The sequence below is a fragment of the Vibrio sp. 10N.222.55.C6 genome (assembly GCF_041473395.1).
Classification (GTDB): Bacteria; Pseudomonadota; Gammaproteobacteria; order Enterobacterales; family Vibrionaceae; genus Vibrio; species Vibrio crassostreae_C.
In genome coordinates this window covers 68,705-88,371 of the sequence record NZ_JBFRSD010000037.1, presented here as the reverse complement: position 1 = coordinate 88,371, position 19,667 = coordinate 68,705, and the positions used below count along the sequence as shown (strand labels likewise).

20 protein-coding genes are annotated in these 19,667 nt (G+C 40.6%); 16 read left to right on the top strand and 4 right to left on the bottom strand.

Going from position 1 to position 19,667, the window contains the following annotated elements:
- Positions 1 to 214 precede the first annotated feature (214 nt).
- From radC to AB4486_RS19715, 9 genes are all read left to right on the top strand, one after another.
- Positions 215 to 889 carry a DNA repair protein RadC gene (gene radC / locus AB4486_RS19755; protein WP_017071069.1) on the top strand — a complete coding sequence of 225 codons (675 nt, stop codon included), beginning with the start codon at positions 215 to 217 and terminating at the stop codon, positions 887 to 889.
- 291 nt (positions 890 to 1,180) lie between these two features.
- Positions 1,181 to 1,417, top strand: coding sequence for a 50S ribosomal protein L28 (gene rpmB, locus AB4486_RS19750; RefSeq protein ID WP_004728407.1), 237 nt, complete (start codon positions 1,181 to 1,183; stop codon positions 1,415 to 1,417).
- A 13-nt stretch (positions 1,418 to 1,430) separates the two neighbouring features.
- Positions 1,431 to 1,598, top strand: a complete 168-nt coding sequence (rpmG, locus tag AB4486_RS19745; protein WP_002535344.1) for a 50S ribosomal protein L33 — start codon at positions 1,431 to 1,433, stop codon at positions 1,596 to 1,598.
- 204 nt (positions 1,599 to 1,802) lie between these two features.
- On the top strand, positions 1,803 to 2,363 hold the full coding sequence (locus AB4486_RS19740) for a hypothetical protein (protein ID WP_372118331.1): 561 nt from the start codon (positions 1,803 to 1,805) through the stop codon (positions 2,361 to 2,363).
- 3 nt (positions 2,364 to 2,366) lie between these two features.
- Positions 2,367 to 3,176, top strand: coding sequence for a bifunctional DNA-formamidopyrimidine glycosylase/DNA-(apurinic or apyrimidinic site) lyase (gene mutM / locus AB4486_RS19735; RefSeq protein ID WP_372118328.1), 810 nt, complete (start codon positions 2,367 to 2,369; stop codon positions 3,174 to 3,176).
- Positions 3,177 to 3,266: 90 nt separating this feature from the next.
- A complete protein-coding gene (locus tag AB4486_RS19730) occupies positions 3,267 to 5,243 on the top strand; it encodes an LTA synthase family protein (protein WP_372118394.1) in 1,977 nt (658 codons plus the stop codon).
- A 33-nt stretch (positions 5,244 to 5,276) separates the two neighbouring features.
- Positions 5,277 to 6,380, top strand: coding sequence for a hypothetical protein (locus AB4486_RS19725; protein ID WP_102463690.1), 1,104 nt, complete (start codon positions 5,277 to 5,279; stop codon positions 6,378 to 6,380).
- Positions 6,381 to 6,410: 30 nt separating this feature from the next.
- Positions 6,411 to 6,971, top strand: coding sequence for a YrbL family protein (locus AB4486_RS19720; RefSeq protein ID WP_017066303.1), 561 nt, complete (start codon positions 6,411 to 6,413; stop codon positions 6,969 to 6,971).
- 20 nt (positions 6,972 to 6,991) lie between these two features.
- Positions 6,992 to 8,041: a glycosyltransferase family 9 protein gene (locus AB4486_RS19715; protein WP_017066302.1), complete on the top strand. Its 1,050-nt coding sequence runs from the start codon at positions 6,992 to 6,994 to the stop codon at positions 8,039 to 8,041.
- Here AB4486_RS19715 and AB4486_RS19710 read toward each other — a convergent pair whose 3' ends face one another.
- Together AB4486_RS19710 and AB4486_RS19705 are read right to left on the bottom strand one after the other, a co-directional pair.
- On the bottom strand, positions 8,042 to 8,836 hold the full coding sequence (locus AB4486_RS19710; protein WP_017066301.1) for a glycosyltransferase family 2 protein: 795 nt from the start codon (positions 8,834 to 8,836) through the stop codon (positions 8,042 to 8,044).
- A gap of 19 nt (positions 8,837 to 8,855) precedes the next feature.
- Positions 8,856 to 9,914 carry a glycosyltransferase family 9 protein gene (locus AB4486_RS19705; RefSeq protein ID WP_017066300.1) on the bottom strand — a complete coding sequence of 353 codons (1,059 nt, stop codon included), beginning with the start codon at positions 9,912 to 9,914 and terminating at the stop codon, positions 8,856 to 8,858.
- A gap of 389 nt (positions 9,915 to 10,303) precedes the next feature.
- Here AB4486_RS19705 and AB4486_RS19700 point away from each other — a divergent pair, with 389 nt between their 5' ends.
- The 7 genes from AB4486_RS19700 to AB4486_RS19670 are packed head-to-tail and all read left to right on the top strand — an operon-like array spanning position 10,304 to position 17,395.
- Positions 10,304 to 11,494, top strand: coding sequence for a UDP-N-acetylglucosamine 4,6-dehydratase (locus AB4486_RS19700; RefSeq protein ID WP_372118325.1), 1,191 nt, complete (start codon positions 10,304 to 10,306; stop codon positions 11,492 to 11,494).
- 8 nt (positions 11,495 to 11,502) lie between these two features.
- Positions 11,503 to 12,660: a LegC family aminotransferase gene (locus AB4486_RS19695; protein WP_372118322.1), complete on the top strand. Its 1,158-nt coding sequence runs from the start codon at positions 11,503 to 11,505 to the stop codon at positions 12,658 to 12,660.
- Positions 12,660 to 13,826, top strand: coding sequence for a UDP-N-acetylglucosamine 2-epimerase (neuC, locus tag AB4486_RS19690; RefSeq protein WP_069597296.1), 1,167 nt, complete (start codon positions 12,660 to 12,662; stop codon positions 13,824 to 13,826). The genes AB4486_RS19695 and neuC overlap by 1 nt, the downstream gene beginning before the upstream one ends.
- Before the next feature lie 48 nt (positions 13,827 to 13,874).
- Positions 13,875 to 14,948, top strand: coding sequence for an N-acetylneuraminate synthase (gene neuB, locus AB4486_RS19685; RefSeq protein ID WP_372118319.1), 1,074 nt, complete (start codon positions 13,875 to 13,877; stop codon positions 14,946 to 14,948).
- Entirely contained in the window at positions 14,941 to 15,594 is a 654-nt protein-coding gene (locus AB4486_RS19680) for an acetyltransferase (protein WP_017066295.1), read from the top strand. Before neuB ends, AB4486_RS19680 begins: the two co-directional genes overlap by 8 nt.
- 47 nt (positions 15,595 to 15,641) lie before the next feature.
- Positions 15,642 to 16,703, top strand: coding sequence for a nucleotidyltransferase family protein (locus tag AB4486_RS19675; RefSeq protein ID WP_017066294.1), 1,062 nt, complete (start codon positions 15,642 to 15,644; stop codon positions 16,701 to 16,703).
- Positions 16,703 to 17,395, top strand: a complete 693-nt coding sequence (locus AB4486_RS19670; RefSeq protein WP_017066293.1) for a cytidylyltransferase domain-containing protein — start codon at positions 16,703 to 16,705, stop codon at positions 17,393 to 17,395. Before AB4486_RS19675 ends, AB4486_RS19670 begins: the two co-directional genes overlap by 1 nt.
- Before the next feature lie 6 nt (positions 17,396 to 17,401).
- On the opposite strand, the gene AB4486_RS19665 is transcribed toward AB4486_RS19670, so the two are convergent.
- On the bottom strand, positions 17,402 to 18,397 hold the full coding sequence (locus AB4486_RS19665; protein ID WP_372118316.1) for a glycosyltransferase 52 family protein: 996 nt from the start codon (positions 18,395 to 18,397) through the stop codon (positions 17,402 to 17,404).
- Complete coding sequence (gene waaA / locus AB4486_RS19660) at positions 18,398 to 19,666, bottom strand: lipid IV(A) 3-deoxy-D-manno-octulosonic acid transferase (protein WP_017066291.1); 1,269 nt, start codon at positions 19,664 to 19,666, stop codon at positions 18,398 to 18,400. It lies immediately after the preceding gene.
- Position 19,667: the final 1 nt, after the last annotated feature.

Below are 19,667 nucleotides of genomic sequence, written 5' to 3'. Positions count from 1 at the left end.
CCTTAATTTCTCTGCGACTTACGATATCAGAACAAAGGATAAGTGCCTAGAAGCAGAACTCGAACAGAGTTGACGCTCATCAAGTTGGTGTTATCAAACTTATCAATTACACGATTTTGTTAGTGTCTCGTTTCCTTTGATCTCTATCGAAGGATCTCTGATTACGATCTCATTAAGGTGATGGGTTGTGTTCATGACCAATGATTGTCTTTATATGCCAATAGATAAAATACCTGCCGAATCGATGCCGAGAGAAAAGTTGTTAAATAGAGGGCCTGATTCTTTGAGTGATGCTGAACTGCTCGCGATATTCCTGCGAACAGGGACACAAGGAATGAACGTCTTGGAACTCGCTGACAAGTTGATCAAAGACTTTGGCTCGCTCCGTCATCTTTTTTCAGCAACGCAGGAAGAATTTTGTGCCCATAAAGGGATGGGGCAGGCCAAGTATGTTCAATTACAGGCTGTGTTAGAGATGACACAGCGCTATCTAGCAGAGACGTTATCTCGTGGAGATGCGCTTACGAGCCCTAGCCATACTAAGCTTTATCTTTCGAGCATGTTGCGTGATCGCCAGCGAGAAGCCTTCTATATATTGTTCCTCGATAACCAAAATAGGGTAATAAAGGACGAGGTGATGTTTGAAGGAACCATCGATGCCGCATCGGTTTACCCGCGGGAAGTGGTTAAACGGGCACTTCATCATAATGCGGCGGCATTAATCTTAGCTCATAACCATCCTTCAGGTGTTGCTGAGCCCAGCCAAGCGGATAGGCGGATTACACGCCGATTAACCGACGCATTAGCGCTGGTGGACATCCGAGTTCTCGACCATTTTGTCGTTGGAGATGGTGAAGTTGTCTCTTTTGCAGAGCGTGGATGGATTTGAATCACATTTTAGGTTGTTAGTTGCGTTAAATCTGCTATTATTCCGGCCACATTTTTAGACCTAAAATCAGCTCTGATTACTCAAGCAAGCTGCGCTGCACAAAAAAAGATCACGAAATCCGTAAAAAGGATCTGTTCGGGTCTTGAGCAATGCGTGTCAAGTTAGTATAATGCGCGACCTTTGATAGCCTTGTATGGATTTTCCATAACGGTTTTTACCTTCTATTTTAATTGATAGAGAGGTTCGGCCACCAAGGTTGATATCGAGCTGAAACGATTGGAGAAGACATTCATGTCCCGAGTATGCCAAGTAACTGGTAAGCGTCCAGTAACGGGTAACAACCGTTCACACGCACGCAATGCTACTAAGCGCCGTTTTCTGCCGAACCTACAAACTCATCGTTTCTGGGTAGAGAGCGAAAAACGTTTTGTTAAACTACGTCTAACTGCTAAAGGCATGCGTATCATTGATAAGAAAGGCATCGATGCTGTTCTTGTTGATATCCGTGCACGTGGCGAAAACGTTTAAGAGGAATTAAGCAATGGCTAAAGGCATTCGTGAGAAAATTCGTCTAGTATCTTCTGCAGGTACTGGTCACTTCTACACAACTGATAAGAACAAGCGTAACATGCCAGGCAAATTTGAGATCAAAAAGTTTGATCCAGTAGTTCGCCAACACGTTATGTACAAAGAAGCTAAAATCAAGTAATTGATGCTTTTTTTGCTCTTCTTCAGTAGAAGAAAGAATTGAAAAACCCAGTTTAATCGCTGGGTTTTTTTATATCTACAATTTGAGGAACTCAATTATTCTTGCTTGATATAGCCTCTGATAGATAGAAATCTGTACAACATAGAAAGTATTGCCACTTTCACGATATACTGAATGTTCAATAGGTTAGATGAGCAGAATCAGATGAGATATCGTGGACGCCGGTGGAACAACATACTCATGTTCAGTGTGATCGCTTTTATTGGCGTGTTAAACCTTCCAACATTGATCAAAGCGTACCTTATCGAGCCTGAACCGCAGGTTGATAGCCCTTATCCTTATCTCCTGAACCCAACAGCAAAGCTTCAAGCGTTACACTTTGCTAAGTGGTCTGTCATTCAACAAGATAATCAATGGGTTTACCAGTTCGAAGATACTGACTTCCCTCAAGCCACCAATGCACAAGAGCTGTCACAACGTTGGAAAGAGCTTGTGGGCACGGAAGTCGACTCACAGACCTACACAGACCTTACGCCTCGGTTAAAGACACCGCACACCATCGAAGTATGGTATCAAGACCAAGAAGAGCCCCAGCGTATTACCTATTATCAATTGCCTGAGTTCTGGTTGTTAAAAAACTGGAATGATCAGTGGTTGGCGATGTCTATTGAAGAGAGCTACCTGTTTCCAAGTTTTAGCTCGAAACCTTCATTTAAATCAGACAAGCTATCTATATCAGACAAACCACCTAAATCGGACGACTAGATTATGCCTGAATTACCCGAAGTCGAAGTAAGCCGCATGGGGATCTCGCCTCATTTAGTTGGCGAGACCATTAAAACCCTTACCTTTCGCACGCCTAAGCTGCGTTGGGATATCCCACAAGAGTTAAAAGCATTAGAAGGGCAGGTGATTCGCTCTATCTCGCGTCGCGCAAAGTACCTATTGATTGAGACGGATACTGGCACTGCCATTGTTCACCTTGGTATGTCTGGCTCACTACGCGTATTAGACGCTGACTTTCCAGCAGCCAAGCACGATCACGTGGATCTTAAGCTCACCAATGGAAAAGTACTACGCTACAACGATCCACGTCGTTTTGGCGCTTGGCTGTGGTCTGCTCCCGACGAAACACACCCTGTGTTACTCGGTTCTGGCCCTGAACCACTAACCGATGACTTCAACGCTGACTACATTGCTGAGAAAGCAGAAAAGCGTAAAGTAGCCGTCAAGCAGTTCATCATGGACAACAAAGTGGTGGTTGGTGTGGGTAATATCTATGCCAATGAAGCGCTATTTGCTTCACGTATTAGCCCTTTGCGCCCTGCAAGCAAAGTGACAAAACAAGAGTGGGCCTTGTTAACCCAAGAGATCAAACAAGTGCTTGCCACCGCCATCAAGCAAGGCGGTACAACACTAAAAGATTTCGCACAAGCAGATGGCAAACCGGGGTATTTTGCCCAAGAACTTCAGGTTTATGGTAAAGCTGATGAAAAGTGCCCTAATTGTGAAGCTCTGATTCAAGAGCTAAAAATCGGACAGCGCAATACGTTTTATTGCGAAGAGTGCCAAAAGTAAACAAAACTGAATAAAAATCTTGATTGCTGTGCACAAAAGCGGCTCAATGATATACTTTTGCAGTATTTAACCGCTTCAGACATATTTGCTATGATAAATCGCCAGACAAACTATTATCACCTTCTTAAACTAATTGCCTCACTAGTTGTGATGGCAACATGCTTGCTTTCTATTTCACGTGGCATGTTTTTACACTTGATTGCAGATGATGTATTGCTCAAGCAACACAGTGACGATATTTTCCAAGCGTTCTTTGTTGGAGCAAGATATGATTTAAAAGTGACAGCAATAGGTTTTGCTCCCATCTTTTTAACTGGTTTGATTACCGCGCAATTTCAAAACGTTTTTGGTGTTTGGAGAAAGTGGGCACCATATTACTCATTAGTTATTTTCTTTTTAATAACCGCATTCTCGATCGGCAATTACTACTATTATGTGACGTACGGAAATTACATAGACCTTTTTGCATTCGGGATTTTCGATGATGATACGTCAGCTATTTTGGGAGATGCTTGGAGGAGTTATCCTATTGTCTGGTCTTTCTTAGGCTCTATAGCAATTGCTTGTTTTTTTATGTGGGTTCATAGAAAGCTTGACCATAAGCTAATTAGTGGTTCTTCTTCAAGAAAACCTAAAGTCTGGCAAACGACAGTAGTTGTTATCTCGGTTGTTGCTGTCTACTTTGTGGCAGCTAGAGGTTCGATTGGCTCATTACCTCTCAAACGGTACCATGCAAATGTTTCCCAATATAAAGCCCTTAATATTGTGACGCCCAATGCATTTATGGCTATTGATTGGGCTCGATCAGATTACAAGGGCCAATCAAAAATTGAGCCTGTTGATAAGAGCGAGCTAGAACAACAGATGCTACAAGTGCTTGGCCAAACAACACCACATTACCCGCTGCCTATCAATCACTATTTAGAGAAAAACCAACCACATGTTGTAATGGCATTGATGGAAAGTATGGGCACCAATGTTCTGTTAGAAGATGACCAAGGCAGAAACGATATGCTAGGAGCGCTTCGTCCTCATTTTGAAAATGATTTTGTATTTGAAAGGTTTGTATCTGGTGGTAGTGGCACACTTGAAAGCATCATGATGATGTTGTTTTATAGCCCGATCCCAACAATTGCTCATAACAATTATCAAAAAGTGGCTTTAGAAAGCTCTGTCGTTTTGCCATATAAAGAAGCTGGCTATGAAGTGATTTTTTTGACTGGGGGAAATGGGATGTGGCGAAACCTGTCGAATTACCTTCCGGTGCAGGGGTTCGATAAGGTGCTAGATGAAAATGATATCAAAAAGGCCATTCCAGATGCTGCTAGTCAAGCATCAACATGGGGAGTTCCTGATGAGTATACTTTTCAATATGCAGAAGAGTTGCTAAAGAATGCCACTCAGCCAACCATGCTGTATATCTTAACTGTGACAAATCACCCTCCGTATAAAGCGCCTTCTGGCTACAAGGCTAGCTCAATAACGGTTAGCGATAGGTTAGATGAGCTTATGGGGCCTTTAGCAAAAGATGCTGACGCCATGTTGAAGACTTACCAATATGCTAACGATTCGCTAGGTCGATTTATTAGCAGTATTAAGCACTCTTCATTAGGCCAAAAAACTTTGATAGCAGCAACTGGTGATCACCGCGCTCGTTCGATTGCGACAACACGGAAGGATGAAATTGCTGTATCGGAAGGCGTTCCCTTTTATATGTATGTCCCACCGAAAATTTTAGACCAAGTTGAATATAACTACGATCCCCAAAGAGTAGGTTCGCACAAAGATGTGTTTCCAACACTATACCATTACAGCTTGTCCGGTAGAGAGTATGTGTCTTTGGCTGGTAATAATATGCTGAACAGCTTAGATATAAATGAATTTGGTTACAATCAATCTCGAACTATTACTCCAAATGGTGTGTTTTTTAATGATGACCCCACTCTAGTGTACCCTTGGCGAGATGGAGCCCAGAATGAACTAAGTGGAAAAGAAAATACGGACTCTAATATTATTGGATATAAAGTTCTTTTAGATATGTATTTGAGAAGCTTAGTTGTTAAGTGATTAAGCGAGAAATAAAAATAGAGGGTTCACTTTATGCTACAAGAAAAACATTTGATTGTTGGATACAGCAGTCATATCTTTGTAAATTTGTATATAGACATGTTGATTAATAAGTGTGCCATTCATAAAAAGAATTTATATTTTTTGACATTGGACAATAATGTTATAAAAAATTCAATCATTGAAAGCAAATATTATAAAGAATTCTCTCTAGAAGAGATATCCTCGGCTAAAAGCATTACATTCATATCATTGAATAAAAATAATAGTTTTTTATTCAATGATATTTGTTCTTTCAATGAGACTTCTATCGAAAAAATATACGTACATTTAACCGAAGATGAATTAACTCGTTGGGTTAAAACTAAGAGTAAAAATGGTTTTTTGAAAGTAACGCCTCGTAATTATATGTCTGATGATTGTATAACAGTCTTGAAAAAAATAAGAAATTTCATAGCAGCAGAAAAAGCATTTAATCAAGATTTACAATATGTTTTAGAAAGGAGTGATTTTAACATTACGGATGCGCGAGATGCATTCTCTGTTATGCCGACTAAAGAATTAGAAAAATTTCAAGAGTTGTATAAATTAAAATCACAGGCGATAAATCCCGAGGAAAAAATATTAATAGGAGCTAAACGTGGGGTGTTTACACTTTCTGAAACTATTAGTATTTTAAATGATCTTGATAAAAAAGGTGCTTTGCTAGATTACAAGTACATGATATTTACTTACAATAAAAGGCGGAAATATAGAATTCTTCTGGATGTTTACTGTGCCTACTTAAGATTTTTCAAAAGGAAAAATATTGATATTAGTTTCCCAACAGTAACGAATGGTGTTACGTACAACGCCCTAGTTATGTCTTGCAACCATATAATATTGCAAGACAGAGGTAGTATGACAACAATAAAGGAGTATATAAGAATGGAGCGGGGTATAGTGCATGTGCGAGATAAATCACGAAATTATAGAGAGCTTACTGAAACTATTGGTGTACAAGTTGAAAGTTATCAAAACTTTTCAGAATTGGCTTCAAATATTGTAAATAGTAAGATAAATATCAAGGAAAACAGTCTACTTGTAGTCAATTTCTTTAATAAGAGTTTTGAACGTTTAAGAAAGGTTTACTCTTGATAAGTCTATTTTTAAGTTAAGATTTTTGTTATGAATATTGCGGAATTAAAATTATCTGATGCTCTAGAAATTGCACGAGGTTCTGAACGCGTGGTTTATGTTCATCCAGAAAACCCAAGTTTGTGCATAAAAATTCGATACCAAACTAAACGGTCAAGAAACGAAAGTGAACGTGAGTTCTCTTATATGCAATCACTAAAGAAAAGAATGGATATTTCAGATTTACCCTTTGCTTTACCTATAGAATGGGTGGACACTAACTTAGGCTGTGGCTTGGTGTGTCCATTAATAAAAGGCGAAGATGGAAAGATAGCTAAGAACTTAGCGAAAGATCGAACTCATCCTAAGCTTGAGTTACTAGTCGATGAATTCTGCCGAAAGCTTATATCAAAAAAAATATCTGTCATAGATCTTGTATCAGGTAATTTAGTTATTGCCTATTACCAAGGAAGAGAGCAGGTTGTGATGATTGACGGTTTTGGTTTTACTAATGACTTTCTTAAACTCCTCTACCACATATCACCTGCCATCACTCAAAGGCAAACTCAGCGCAGAGTTGCTTTGCTTAAAAAGAGATTTGGTTTCAATTAGTTTTAGTAAAGGGCGTAATTATGCAAAAAATTCTTGTAGTACGTAATGACAAAATTGGTGATTTCATGCTCGCATGGCCAAGCTTTGCAATGTTAAAGGTGTCCTTACCTAATACTCATATTACTGCATTGGTTCCTAAATATACTGTCGCGCTTGCGGAACTTTGCCCATGGATAGACTCAGTATTGCTCGATCCAACAGAGAACTCGAGTAAAGAAGAACAAAAAAAACTGTTAGAAAAAATAAAGACTGAAAAGTTTGATGTTTCAATTAACTTCTTTTCAACAGCATATAACGCCAAGTTAGTGTGGAAAGCTAAAATACCTTATCGTTTGGCACCTGCAACCAAGTTTACCCAAATCCTATACAACAAACGAATTGTTCAGCGTCGTTCTAAATCATTAAAATCAGAATATGAGTACAACTTAGACTTAGTTCGTTCTTTTCTAGATGATATTAATAAACCGATCGTAGAACCTAGTACCCCGTATTTAACTTTTTCTGAGAGTGAACTAATTACTCAAAAGAACAAGCTTGCTGAAATACTAGAGCTTGATAAAAATAGGTCATGGTTGTTTGTACATGCTGGAACAGGTGGATCAGCTAACAATTTATCACTTAACCAATACAGGGATCTTATTGCTGGCTTGGCGGCAAAGTTCGAAATAGTACTTACAGCTGGCCCTGGAGAAGAAGGTAAGGCACAAGAACTGAAAAATTTGTTAGCTAAAATAGACGTTGAAGCTCGTGTTTATGACAAAAATGACGGTTTGGTAGACTTTTCTCGCTCGCTAGCATGTGCTGATTTATTTACTGCAGGGTCAACAGGCCCATTACACATTGCTGCTGCTCTTGACGTACCTACAATTGGGTTCTTTCCGAGTAAAAGGTCAGCAACACCTTTACGTTGGCGTCCATTAAACTCAGTTGACACGCATATCGCCTTTTGTCCTCAAAATGCAAGCAGTAGAGGTGAACAAGATGATTTGACTCGCATAGATATTTCATACGTGCTTGAAACAATAGAGCCATGGATAAGCAATCTAAAGTCCTCAGTTAAAGGAATGTAACTAGATTTTATCTTGATCAGACTGAGATCGTGTATGGGTTCTCTCCCATAAATCGGCATATTTTACAAAGGTGGAATGTGCCGATAATAAAGAAATGAGTAAGCCTTGCTTACCATCTAAAAAGCCAGCTCTAAGGAAATACATCTTTATAAAACATCCAACAGAGTGAAAGAGACCTTGAGTTAAACTTGCTGTCTTACCTTGTTTTTCTCGTTGATCTGCCCAAGCTTTCGCATAGCCAGCTGATTTTAAAAGGTAATGATTCATATCATTATAGGTATAATGCACAAGGTCTCCTTGTAATATCTTCACTTGCACATCTTTTGTAACGTAAACCTTTTCGTGTACTAGAGCGTCATTATAGCCTGTTAAACGGGTGCGATATAAGCGCAAAACTTTATCTGGATACCAACCACAATGGCGTATGTATCGACCAAAAACCCAGCTTAATCGAGTCAATCCATATACAGTGTTTGAATTGTCAGAATTGACCGCCTCTAAAATACTCAGTTTTAGTTCAGGGGTAACTCGCTCATCTGCATCAAGCCAAAGGACGTAATCCGATTCGACATGCTGTTGTGCAAGTTGCCTTTGCATCCCAAATCCAGGCCAATCAAAATTAACAAAAAACTTGTCCGTAAAACTCCTAGCTATTTGCTCAGTACCGTCGGTGCTCCCTGAGTCTAGAATCACTATTTCGTCAACCCAATCACTGACTGTATCTAGGCATGCTTTTAGGTGTTGTGCTTCATTTTTTACGATAAGAGCTACCGCAATTGTTGGTTTACTTGCCATTTGAGTTCCTGAGCTAATCTTATCGCAATAGGTTTAATTCTTGGGTGACTTTATCAAACATTTTAATGACCGAATCAGAAGAGATTCTATTCATCGCATTTTTATCTTTTGCACGTGCTCGCCAGCTTAATTGGGTCAAATCTTTGCCTGTCTCCTCTAAAATGGCTTCCTCATAGGCTGAAACTACATAGTCTAGGTAACGGAATGGCCCGGTTCGATTGGGGTTGTGATGAGCATACAAACCGATAACCGGCGTTGCCATTGTATTTGCCATGTGAGTAGGACCTGTGTCAGGAGCGATGATTAAATCAGCCTTATCAATGAGAGCAAGCATCTCTTTTAATGAGCTTTTTCCAACAAGGTCAGTAACACTCTCGTTTAGACCACCTTGCACCTCTTGTGCTAGTTCAAGTTCTACTTTAGCGGGACTGCCTGCGAGAAGAACGTTCCAACCATGACCTAAAGCGTGATTAATTACATCTTGATAGCCACTGGCATTCCAGTTTTTATATGACTTGCTAGCAGCAGGTACTACGACCAAATTCGGCTTTTCATTAGAAATGTGCTTTGATGCCCACTCTAGGTCTGTTGAGGAGTAGTGAAGGCCCCATACCGGTTGCATGTTCGTTATACCTAAAGTTTTGCCAAAGGCTAGTAAGCCATCGAGCACGTGCATAGTATTTGGTGATGGCACTTTGATGTTAGTAAACAAGGTTTGAAAGTCTTGGCTCCTACTGCTATCAAACCCAAGTTTATAACGGGATTTGATGCCTAAGGTTGCTAAACTAGCGCGCAAAGCATATTGCATATGCAGTAAGGCGTCGAAGTGATAATTCCTGAGAGCTTTCCAAAGGTTTATATACGCTTTCCAGCCTCCACTCTTATCAAACGTAACAACTTTTATGCCTTCTAGCTCGGAGATTAACTTGCTCTCTAGATGACCTGTTACCCAGACGATTTCAGTCGATGGCCATTGTCTTTGAATTGCCTTGACGGCAGCGACCGTATTGCAAACATCACCGATAGCGGAAAGTCTTAAAATACAGAGCGAATTAGGTGGTTGGCGAAACAAAGTCATGTATTAGTTTTCAGTTAGCGAGGAAGTATGAATTATGCAGAGTTATAGTAAAAATGTAAAATTCAATAGCAACATGACCCAGTCTTTTATTGTGTTAAAAGTAGGTTTTGCTCTCAGATATACAAACACATAGGACAAACAATGTGGTTTCGTTATAATGATCTGTACTAGATTCTGCACTGCCTCCGCCTCAGATAGTTTGCGACTAGAACTGAGAATTAACACGATACTTTTTTCTTGCAGTATGGTGTTACTTGCGTTTACTAGAATTAGGAAAGGCGTCTAGTCTCGATTGTTTCACCAAGAGCTAAAGTGCTTGACAGACAGTGGATAGCAAAAGTCCACCTCATTTGAATTTCAAAAATAAAGAAAACAGAGAAACTCATCCAATGAATTCTATTTTACCCCTCATCGGTCGTACCGATGCTTTGTTTACTCAAGACATCGGTCAGCATGAAGCTGAGCTATCTCGTATTGTTTCTGAATCCCGCTTCCTTGTACTTGGTGGCGCAGGCTCCATTGGCCAAGCGGTTACTAAAGAGATCTTTAAACGCAACCCTAATAAATTGCATGTTGTTGATGTCAGTGAAAATAACATGGTGGAGGTGGTTCGAGATATTCGTAGCTCTTTTGGTTACATCGATGGTGACTTTCAAACTTTTGCTCTTGATATCGGTTCGATTGAGTATGATGCGTTCATTAAGGCAGATGGCCAATACGATTACGTATTGAACTTATCGGCACTTAAGCATGTCCGTAGTGAAAAAGACCCTTACACTCTAATGCGAATGATCGATGTGAATGTGTTTAATACTGATAAAACCATTCAACAATCTATCGATTCAGGGGTGAAAAAGTACTTCTGTGTATCGACAGATAAAGCAGCAAACCCTGTCAACATGATGGGAGCATCAAAGCGTATTATGGAAATGTTCCTGATGCGTAAAAGTGAAGAGATGGCTATCTCGACAGCACGTTTTGCTAACGTGGCATTCTCTGATGGTTCTCTATTACACGGCTTTAACCAACGCCTATTGAAAAACCAACCTATCGTGGCGCCAAATGACATTAAACGCTACTTCGTCACGCCTCAAGAGTCTGGTGAGTTATGCTTAATGTCGTGCATTTTTGGTGAAAACAGAGACATCTTCTTCCCTAAACTTAGTGAAGCGCTTCACTTAATCTCATTTGCAGATATTGCTGTGAAGTACCTTGAGCAACGCGGTTACGAACCTCATCTTTGTGAAAGCGAAGATGAAGCCCGTGAGTTGGCGAAAACACTTCCATCACAAGGCAAGTGGCCTTGTTTGTTTACGTCTAGTGACACTACTGGTGAGAAAGACTTTGAAGAGTTTTTTACCGATAAAGAAACACTCGATATGGAGCGTTTTGCAAACCTAGGCATTATTAAAAACGACCCTTTGTATCAGCAAGAGTTACTGAATTTATTTGAAAGTACAATTGGTCAAATGAAATCAGATCGAGAGTGGAGCAAAGAGCAAATCGTCGAGCTATTCTTTACTATGATTCCTGACTTTGGACACAAAGAAACAGGCAAATATCTAGACAGTAAAATGTAGGAGAGAACATGAAACCTGCATCATTAGTTGAATTTGTTCGTGATACTTACCAAACCAATGAGTTTGTTCCTTTGCATGCGCCAACATTCAATGGCAACGAGAAAGCTTACGTCACAGAAACCATTGAGAGTACGTTTGTCTCAAGTGTTGGTAAATTTGTGGATCAGTTTGAATCGAAGATTGAAGCTTACACCGGAAGTGCTAAGGCGGTAGCTGCTGTCAATGGCACCGCAGCTCTACATGCAGCACTCTATATGGCGGGCGTACAACGCGGTGACTTGGTTGTTACACAAGCTTTGACCTTCGTTGCGACTTGCAATGCCCTGTATCACATGGGTGCAGAGCCAATTTTTGTTGATATATCTCCGGTAAGCTTAGGCTTGTGCCCTAAAGCGGTTGACTACTATCTAACACAACACGCTGAGTTGACTGAAAAAGGTTGTATCCATAGACAAACAAGACAACGCATCCGCGCTGTGGTTCCGATGCATACTTTCGGCCACCCTGTCGAACTCGATGAGTTAGTCGCCGTATGTTTAAAGTGGCAACTGGTCATAGTGGAAGATGCAGCAGAAAGTTTGGGCTCTTTCTATAAAGGCCAACATACAGGTACATTCGGTGATTATGCTGCGATCAGCTTTAATGGCAACAAGGTTATTACAACCGGTGGCGGTGGTATGGTTCTGTGTAAAACTCAAGAGCAGGGTGCTCGTACTAAGCACGTGACCACGACAGCTAAGGTCCCGCACCCTTTTGAGTTTTATCACGATGAGCCTGGCTTCAATTATCGAATGCCGAATTTGAATGCCGCATTGGGTTGTGCACAAATGGAAGTGCTCGAATCATACCTAGTTCAGAAGCGCCAATTGGCTGAACAATACCAACATTTTTTCGCCGGTTCAGAATTTACATTCGTGACAGAACCAGAATACGCGACGTCGAATTATTGGCTGAATGCGATTATTTGCCCAGACACAGCATCACGAGCAAAAATTTTGGAAGAAACCAATTCTGCGGGTGTCATGACGCGTCCTATTTGGCAGTTGATGCATCGTCTTCCTATGTTCGAGAACGCATTGCGTGGTGACTTGACGCAGTCTGAGTTTATTGAAGCGCATTTGATCAACATTCCGAGCACACCCATTCAACTGTCTAAAGGCGCTTAATGGAAAACAAGATTCAGAAAGTAGCGGTTTTTACTGGAACAAGAGCAGAGTATGGTCTGCTCTTTTGGCTTTTGAAAGATATTCAAAGTGATCCCGATTTAACACTGCAGCTTCTCGTTTCGGGGATGCACCTTTCGCCGGAGTTTGGGGAGACCTATCAGCAGATAGAAAAAGATGGATTTAAGATTGATGAAAAAATTGAAATCCTGCTTTCGTCTGATTCTGCCGTAGGTACAGCTAAAAGTATGGGCCTTGGTGTCCTTGGATTTTCGGACTCTTTAGCACGTCTACAGCCTGATGTATTGGTTATACTTGGCGATCGCTTTGAGGCATTAGCCGCTGCTCAAACGGCGATGATTTTGCGTATTCCTATTGTTCACTTGCATGGTGGTGAAATTACAGAAGGCGCATACGATGATGCGATTCGTCATGCAATTACCAAACTGAGCTACCTGCATGGTACGTCGACAGACGAATATCGTCAGCGCGTGATTCAATTGGGTGAGGCACCTGAGCGAGTAAGAAATGTCGGTGCAATAGGCCTTGACCACCTTAAACGTGCTGACTTCATGTCATTGGGCGAGTTGGGGGAATCTCTCAACTTTTCTTTGACTAAACCGTTTTTCTTGGTGACTTATCATCCGGTGACACTCGGCAATGAAGCACCTGAAGAGGCATTCCAAGCTTTATTGGATGCTTTAAACTGTTTCCCAGAGCATCAAGTTATCCTCACTTACCCAAATGCTGATGATGGTGGTCGCCGCATTATCCCAATGCTAGAAGCTTACGCCGCGAGCCAACCTGATCGCGTATTAGCAATTCCTTCGCTTGGGCAAGTGCGTTACCTCAGTGCAGTTAAATATGCAGCGGCTGTGATTGGCAACTCTTCTAGCGGTATTATTGAAGTACCGGCATTTGATGTCCCCACTGTTAATATTGGATCTCGCCAGAAAGGTCGCTTGGCAGCAAAAAGCGTGCTGCATTGTGAGTCGAACAGAGCTGATATTGAGCGAGCTATCAGATCTGCGAATGAACGTGAGTATAAGGATACTGCGGAAGAGATAGAGAATCCGTACGGACAAGGAAACACCAGTGAAAAAGTGATCGAGATGATCAAAACTCTGGATTTCAATCCATGCAAAACCTTCCACGATTTACCGAACTGAGAGCTATACATTTAGCTTTTAGTAACAAATAACGAAAGAGAGAGCGGTATGACTCTGATTATTGCCGAAGCAGGCGTAAACCATAATGGTGATGAAAAACTGGCATTTGAGCTTGTTGATGCAGCCTATCAAGCGGGTGCTGATATTGTAAAGTTTCAGACGTTTAAGGCAAAAAACCTTGTAACTGAAGACGCGAAACAGGCGGAATATCAGGTTGCCAACATGCAGAAACAAGAGTCGCAATTAGCTATGCTTAGTCGCTTAGAGCTCTCTTATGATGCTCACCATCAATTGGTTAAGCATTGTGAGCAACTCGGTATTGAGTTTTTATCAACCGCTTTTGATTCAGAAAGCCTAGATTTTTTAGTAAACGATCTAGGGTTAACTCGCTTGAAGTTGCCTTCTGGTGAACTTACTAATGCCCCTCTCGTACTAGAACATGCTCGAACTGGGTGTGATTTGATTGTCTCCACTGGTATGGCGACACTATCGGAAATTGAAATCGCGCTAGGTGTGATTGCATTTGGTTACACTGCTGATGACAACGCCATACCTTCTGTGCAGGCCTTCCAGGAAGCTTATGCCTCTGATAAAGGTCAACAAGCGCTTAAGAGTAAGGTCACAATCTTGCACTGCACGACTGAATACCCAGCACCAATGGAAGAGATTAACCTTAAAGCAATGAACACTTTAGGTCGTGCGTTTGACCTGCCTGCAGGTTATTCAGACCACAGTCAAGGTATTACGATTCCTATTGCAGCTGTTGCTCGCGGTGCGGTGTTGATTGAAAAGCACTTTACGCTAGATAACAACATGGAAGGACCGGATCACAAAGCTTCTCTTGAACCTCAAGACTTAACGGCCATGGTCAGCGCAATTCGACAGGTCGAGTTGGCATTAGGGAGTAGCGTAAAAACACCGACGGTATCAGAAGTGAAAAATAAAGCGGTCGCAAGGAAAAGTCTGGTTGCTGCGTGTGATATTACCGAAGGTGAGGCGTTTTCGTCAGAAAATATCACCATTAAGAGACCGGGTCATGGCATGTCACCTTATCGCTATTGGGATATGCTTGAACGCTCTTCTTCTAAAGCTTATCAAGCTGGAGAGCTGATCTTTGAATAATGCTGCTTCTATGTTGCCTATTGTGCTAATCGGAGGGGGAGGTCATGCGAGCGTGCTTGCAGACATATTGCTTCGCCAAGGGCGTGAGATAGTCGCGGTGATTTGCCCTGATGATGTCTCCCAGCGTCGGATTTTCTCGGGGATTAAGCAGTTTCTAAAAGATAGTGACGTAGAACAGTTTTCTCCCAATGACGTTAGACTGGTGTTGGGTATTGGTGCGATGCCTAAATCTAACTTGCGGGAAAAGATAGCGAGTTACTTCATTGGATTAGGCTATCGATTTGAAAATGTCATTGCTGAAACTGCATTTGTCTCTGAATATGCAACTATAGAAAATGGTGTTCAAATTATGGAAGGAGCTGTTATACAAACAGGTGCGTCCATAGGGCAACATAGCATTATCAATACGAGTGTACTTGTAGAGCACGACTGCCAGATTGGCACCTACAACCATCTTGCTCCGAAAGCGACTTTGTGTGGTCAAGTAGAAACCCAGTATGGTTGTTATATAGGAGCGAATGCGACTGTGATACAAGGTATCACTTTAGGTGCGCTCTCAATTGTTGGAGCGGGTGCTATTTTAACGAAACCCCTACCAGCGCAAAGCATATGTTATCCTTTTAGATGTATAATCGAGCCATATTAGCTTACTGTAAGCTACCAAGCATTCAAGAAATTAAAATTAGGTGTGCCATGAGTCATTGTTGGAATAATGTGCTAATAAAACCTGATAGCACAATTCGAGACGCGTTAGAAATCATTAATAATGAAGCGTTAAGAGTGGTGTTGGTTGTTGATCAAGAACAAGCGTTACTTGGTGTTGTGACAGACGGCGATATTCGACGTGGTTTACTAAATAACTTGCCGTTGACTGAATCCGTATCAAAGGTGATGAACACTAATCCAACGACAGCACTAGAAGGCTCTTCTCGAGAAGAGTTGATTGGTCTAATGGACAATCGCGGAATATTGTCGGTTCCGTTACTCGATGCAAGTGATAAAGTTGTTGGTCTTGAAACTCTTCATGGTGCACTTCACCAGCCTAAACATCAGAACCCAGTGTTTATTATGGCTGGTGGGTTTGGTACGCGACTTAAACCGCTTACTGATGTGTGTCCAAAACCTATGCTGCATATTGGCAATAAGCCAATTTTGGAAACCGTGATCCGCAGTTTTATCAAGGCAGGTTTTGTTAACTTCTACATTTCGACTCACTACATGCCAGAGCTAATCCAACAACATTTTGGTGATGGCTCAGAGTTAGGGATTAATATTACTTATGTGCATGAGGAATCTCCTCTAGGTACAGGCGGTGCACTTGGTTTGTTACCAGATAGTCTTCCTAAAGACCTTCCGTTGATTATGATGAATGGTGATGTCTTGACGAAAGTGGATTTTCAACGATTATTAGAATTTCACACTGAGAACCAAGCTGACGCGACAATGTGTGTTCGTGAGTATGATTATCAGATTCCTTATGGGGTAATCAATGGTGAAGGCAATAAAATCACCAGTATGGTTGAAAAGCCAATTCAACGTTTTTTTGTGAATGCTGGTATTTATGTAGTGTCACCTGAAGTGATCGCTTCTGTACCTGAAAACTATCGAATTGATATGCCAACATTGCTCGAAGAGCATATGAATCTACGTGACAATATTTTAATGTTTCCAATTCATGAATACTGGCTGGATATTGGTCGTATGGATGATTTTAATCGTGCACAAGCCGATATTCATAACCTAGAGATGTTTTGATGATTAACACTAAAAAAATATTGGCATTTATCCCTGCTCGCGGCGGTAGTAAGAGGCTGCCAAGAAAAAATATACTTCCTTTAGCGGGAAAACCATTAATAGGATGGTCAATTGAAGCAGCCAAAGATAGCAAATATATAAACCAAATATTTATTAGTACAGATGATCAAGAGATTGCAGAGGTGGCACAGAGCTTTGGAATAGATGTGCCAGAATTGAGGCCAAGTCACTTGGCGTCGGATACCGCTTCTACAGCTGACGTTTTGACGTACACACTGGAAAAATTTGGGAATAATGTTGATATCGTAGTTTTACTTCAACCAACATCTCCGTTACGTACCGCGGTACATATTGACCAAGCTTTGGAATTATTTGTGAAAAAGCAAGCTTCTTCTGTTGTTTCTGTTACTCCATGCGAGCATCCACCTACTTGGTCGAACACTTTACCTGATGATGGTTCGTTGGGAGAGTTTGTTCGCCCTGAAGCCTTGAAACGCTCTCAGGATTTGGAGGGATTTTACCGATTTAATGGGGCGATTTATATATTTGATGTTCGTAAATTTCTTAAATGTCGAGATATATGTTATACGAATGAATCTTTTGCTTATGTTATGGAAAATAAAGACTCATTCGATATCGACCAGCAATTAGATTTTGATTTGGCAGAGTTTTTTATCAATAAAAGGCTCTGATTCTAATTATAGGTCTTTAAAGTTATTTATTTTTTTTATATTAATAGATTTAAATTGCCTCTTTAATTCTTCTCGCAATACTTTGTCAGGGTAGTCATCGGATATCGTATAAATAGGCATGTCTGGATAAAGTAGTCTACAAGTAAACATTACTGTTGAATAAGTACCTACGAATCCTGATAGTTCAATGTTTTTGTCGATTAATTCTATTTCCAGAGGATATTCACTTTGGTGATATATTATATATTCTTTGTTTTCTAAAGTTCTCCTTACTTCATCTCGCTCTGTTCTATGAGGGAAGTATATTATTTTCCTGCTACTAGACATCGCAAGGCTATCTAGACTTTCTATGTAGTCAGCGACAGACTTTTGATGCTTATCTCCTATAGCTCCTTGTCCTATATACCCAATTGGAGCATCTGGATTAAAAAGACTAGGGTTTCCATATTCAGACTTCAATCTCCCAAGCGTATTTTTATGAACAGTGTGACCTTGGAAATTAAAGCTAAATATTGTAAATAGCTCAAGATTCTCTGATTGTTGCAAGTGTCCAATTGGCTTACAACCATTTAACCTTATGACTAAATCTTGAATTAATCTAGGGCGGTAAAAAGCGGACTTTTTTTGAATGTATTTAGGATATTCAGCTAATGTAAGAGTACCATCGTCAAAGTATATTTCTTTTTCTATTTCTAGGTTTTTTATAATTAGATTCTTTCTCCAGCTAGTGTATTCCGAGTAAAAGAAGTAATTAACCCTCCCCCCATAGGTTATTTTTTTTATTTTTTTTATCGCATTTGGGATATTGATGCTACGGTTCTTTCTGCTAACTTCTACAACATGAGTCCAATCTGTTTCTGAAAATAATTGCCTTTGATGTAGTTTACCAATTTCGGTATCTTGGTTGACTAAAAGAAGAATATTTTTTTTACAATGAAAATACTCCTTCGCCTCAAGTGCGCATATATATTGAAAAGGTGATGTGACTAGGAATAAATTCATTTATTTATTGTCCAAAATAGAAATGGTTTTTTGTAATGCTCCGATATTATGAGAAACAACGGATAGAGAGTTGTTAATGCACTCTTGAATATCTTCATGTTTTCTAAAGTAGTCACTGACTGATTTAGCTATCTCATCTTTATATCGAATGATTGTAATCCCTTGAACCTGAATTAACTCATCGACAATAGATTTAAAATTGAAGTAGCTTGGTCCTATAATGACAGGGACTTCAAGTGCTATAGGTTCCAATACATTATGCCCTCCAACTTTATCTCCTAGTAAACTTCCCCCCATAAAGCACACATCGGCTGCGCGCATCAGTGTTAGCATCTCACCCATAGTATCACCAAGGTAGACTTGAGTTTCTGCGGTGATGGTTTGGTTAGAAGTTCGTCTTACACTGTTAAAATTAGCATTGTTACTAAGTTCAAAGACGCTATCAAATCGCTCTGGGTGACGAGGGACAAGAATGAGTAACGCGTTAGGGTGTGATTCTAAAACTTTTTCATGAGCCTTTAGCACTTGCTCATCCTCACCCTTATGAGTGCTAGCAGCTATCCAAACTGGGCGACTTTCGCCGAGTTCCTTCCTTAGTGTTTTGCCTTTTTCTCTGACTTCATCTGATATCTGTATATCAAACTTAATTGAACCAGTAATAGCCAGCTTGTTTTTATCTACACCTAAACGTTCGAAACGTGCAGCGTCAGATTTAGTTTGGCAAAGTATGTTGGTCAGACAAGGTTCGATGATGTTGAAGACGGGTTGAAACTTTGAGTAATTATTTCGAGATTTCTCAGATAGCCTTGCGTTCACGACCGTTATTGGCACACCAAACTTAGATACTTGATGAAGTGTATTCGGCCAAAGCTCGGTTTCGATAATCAACATTTGTGTTGGGCTCACCGCTTTTAGAAAGCCCTTAACAGCAAAGCCAAAATCGATCGGCATGTAACGATGTTCAACGAGATCACCTAGTTTTCCGATTTGTTCAGCACCAGTGCTCGTCGTTGTAGTCACCAGAATAGTTTGCTTAGGGTGTCTTTTTTTTAATTCTTTGATAAGTGGTATTGCAGCAATACTCTCGCCAACAGAGACAGCATGAATCCAGATAGGGCGAAGATTGGTTGTCAATTTCGGTGTGATACCGAAATGTTCCGCCCATCGCTTACCGTATGCTGGCTTGCTCGAGTGACTTCGATACAGGCTGTAAAGCAGAAAAGGTGCAGCTAGTGTCAGTAGGGCCGTGTATATAAAGCGGATGATCACT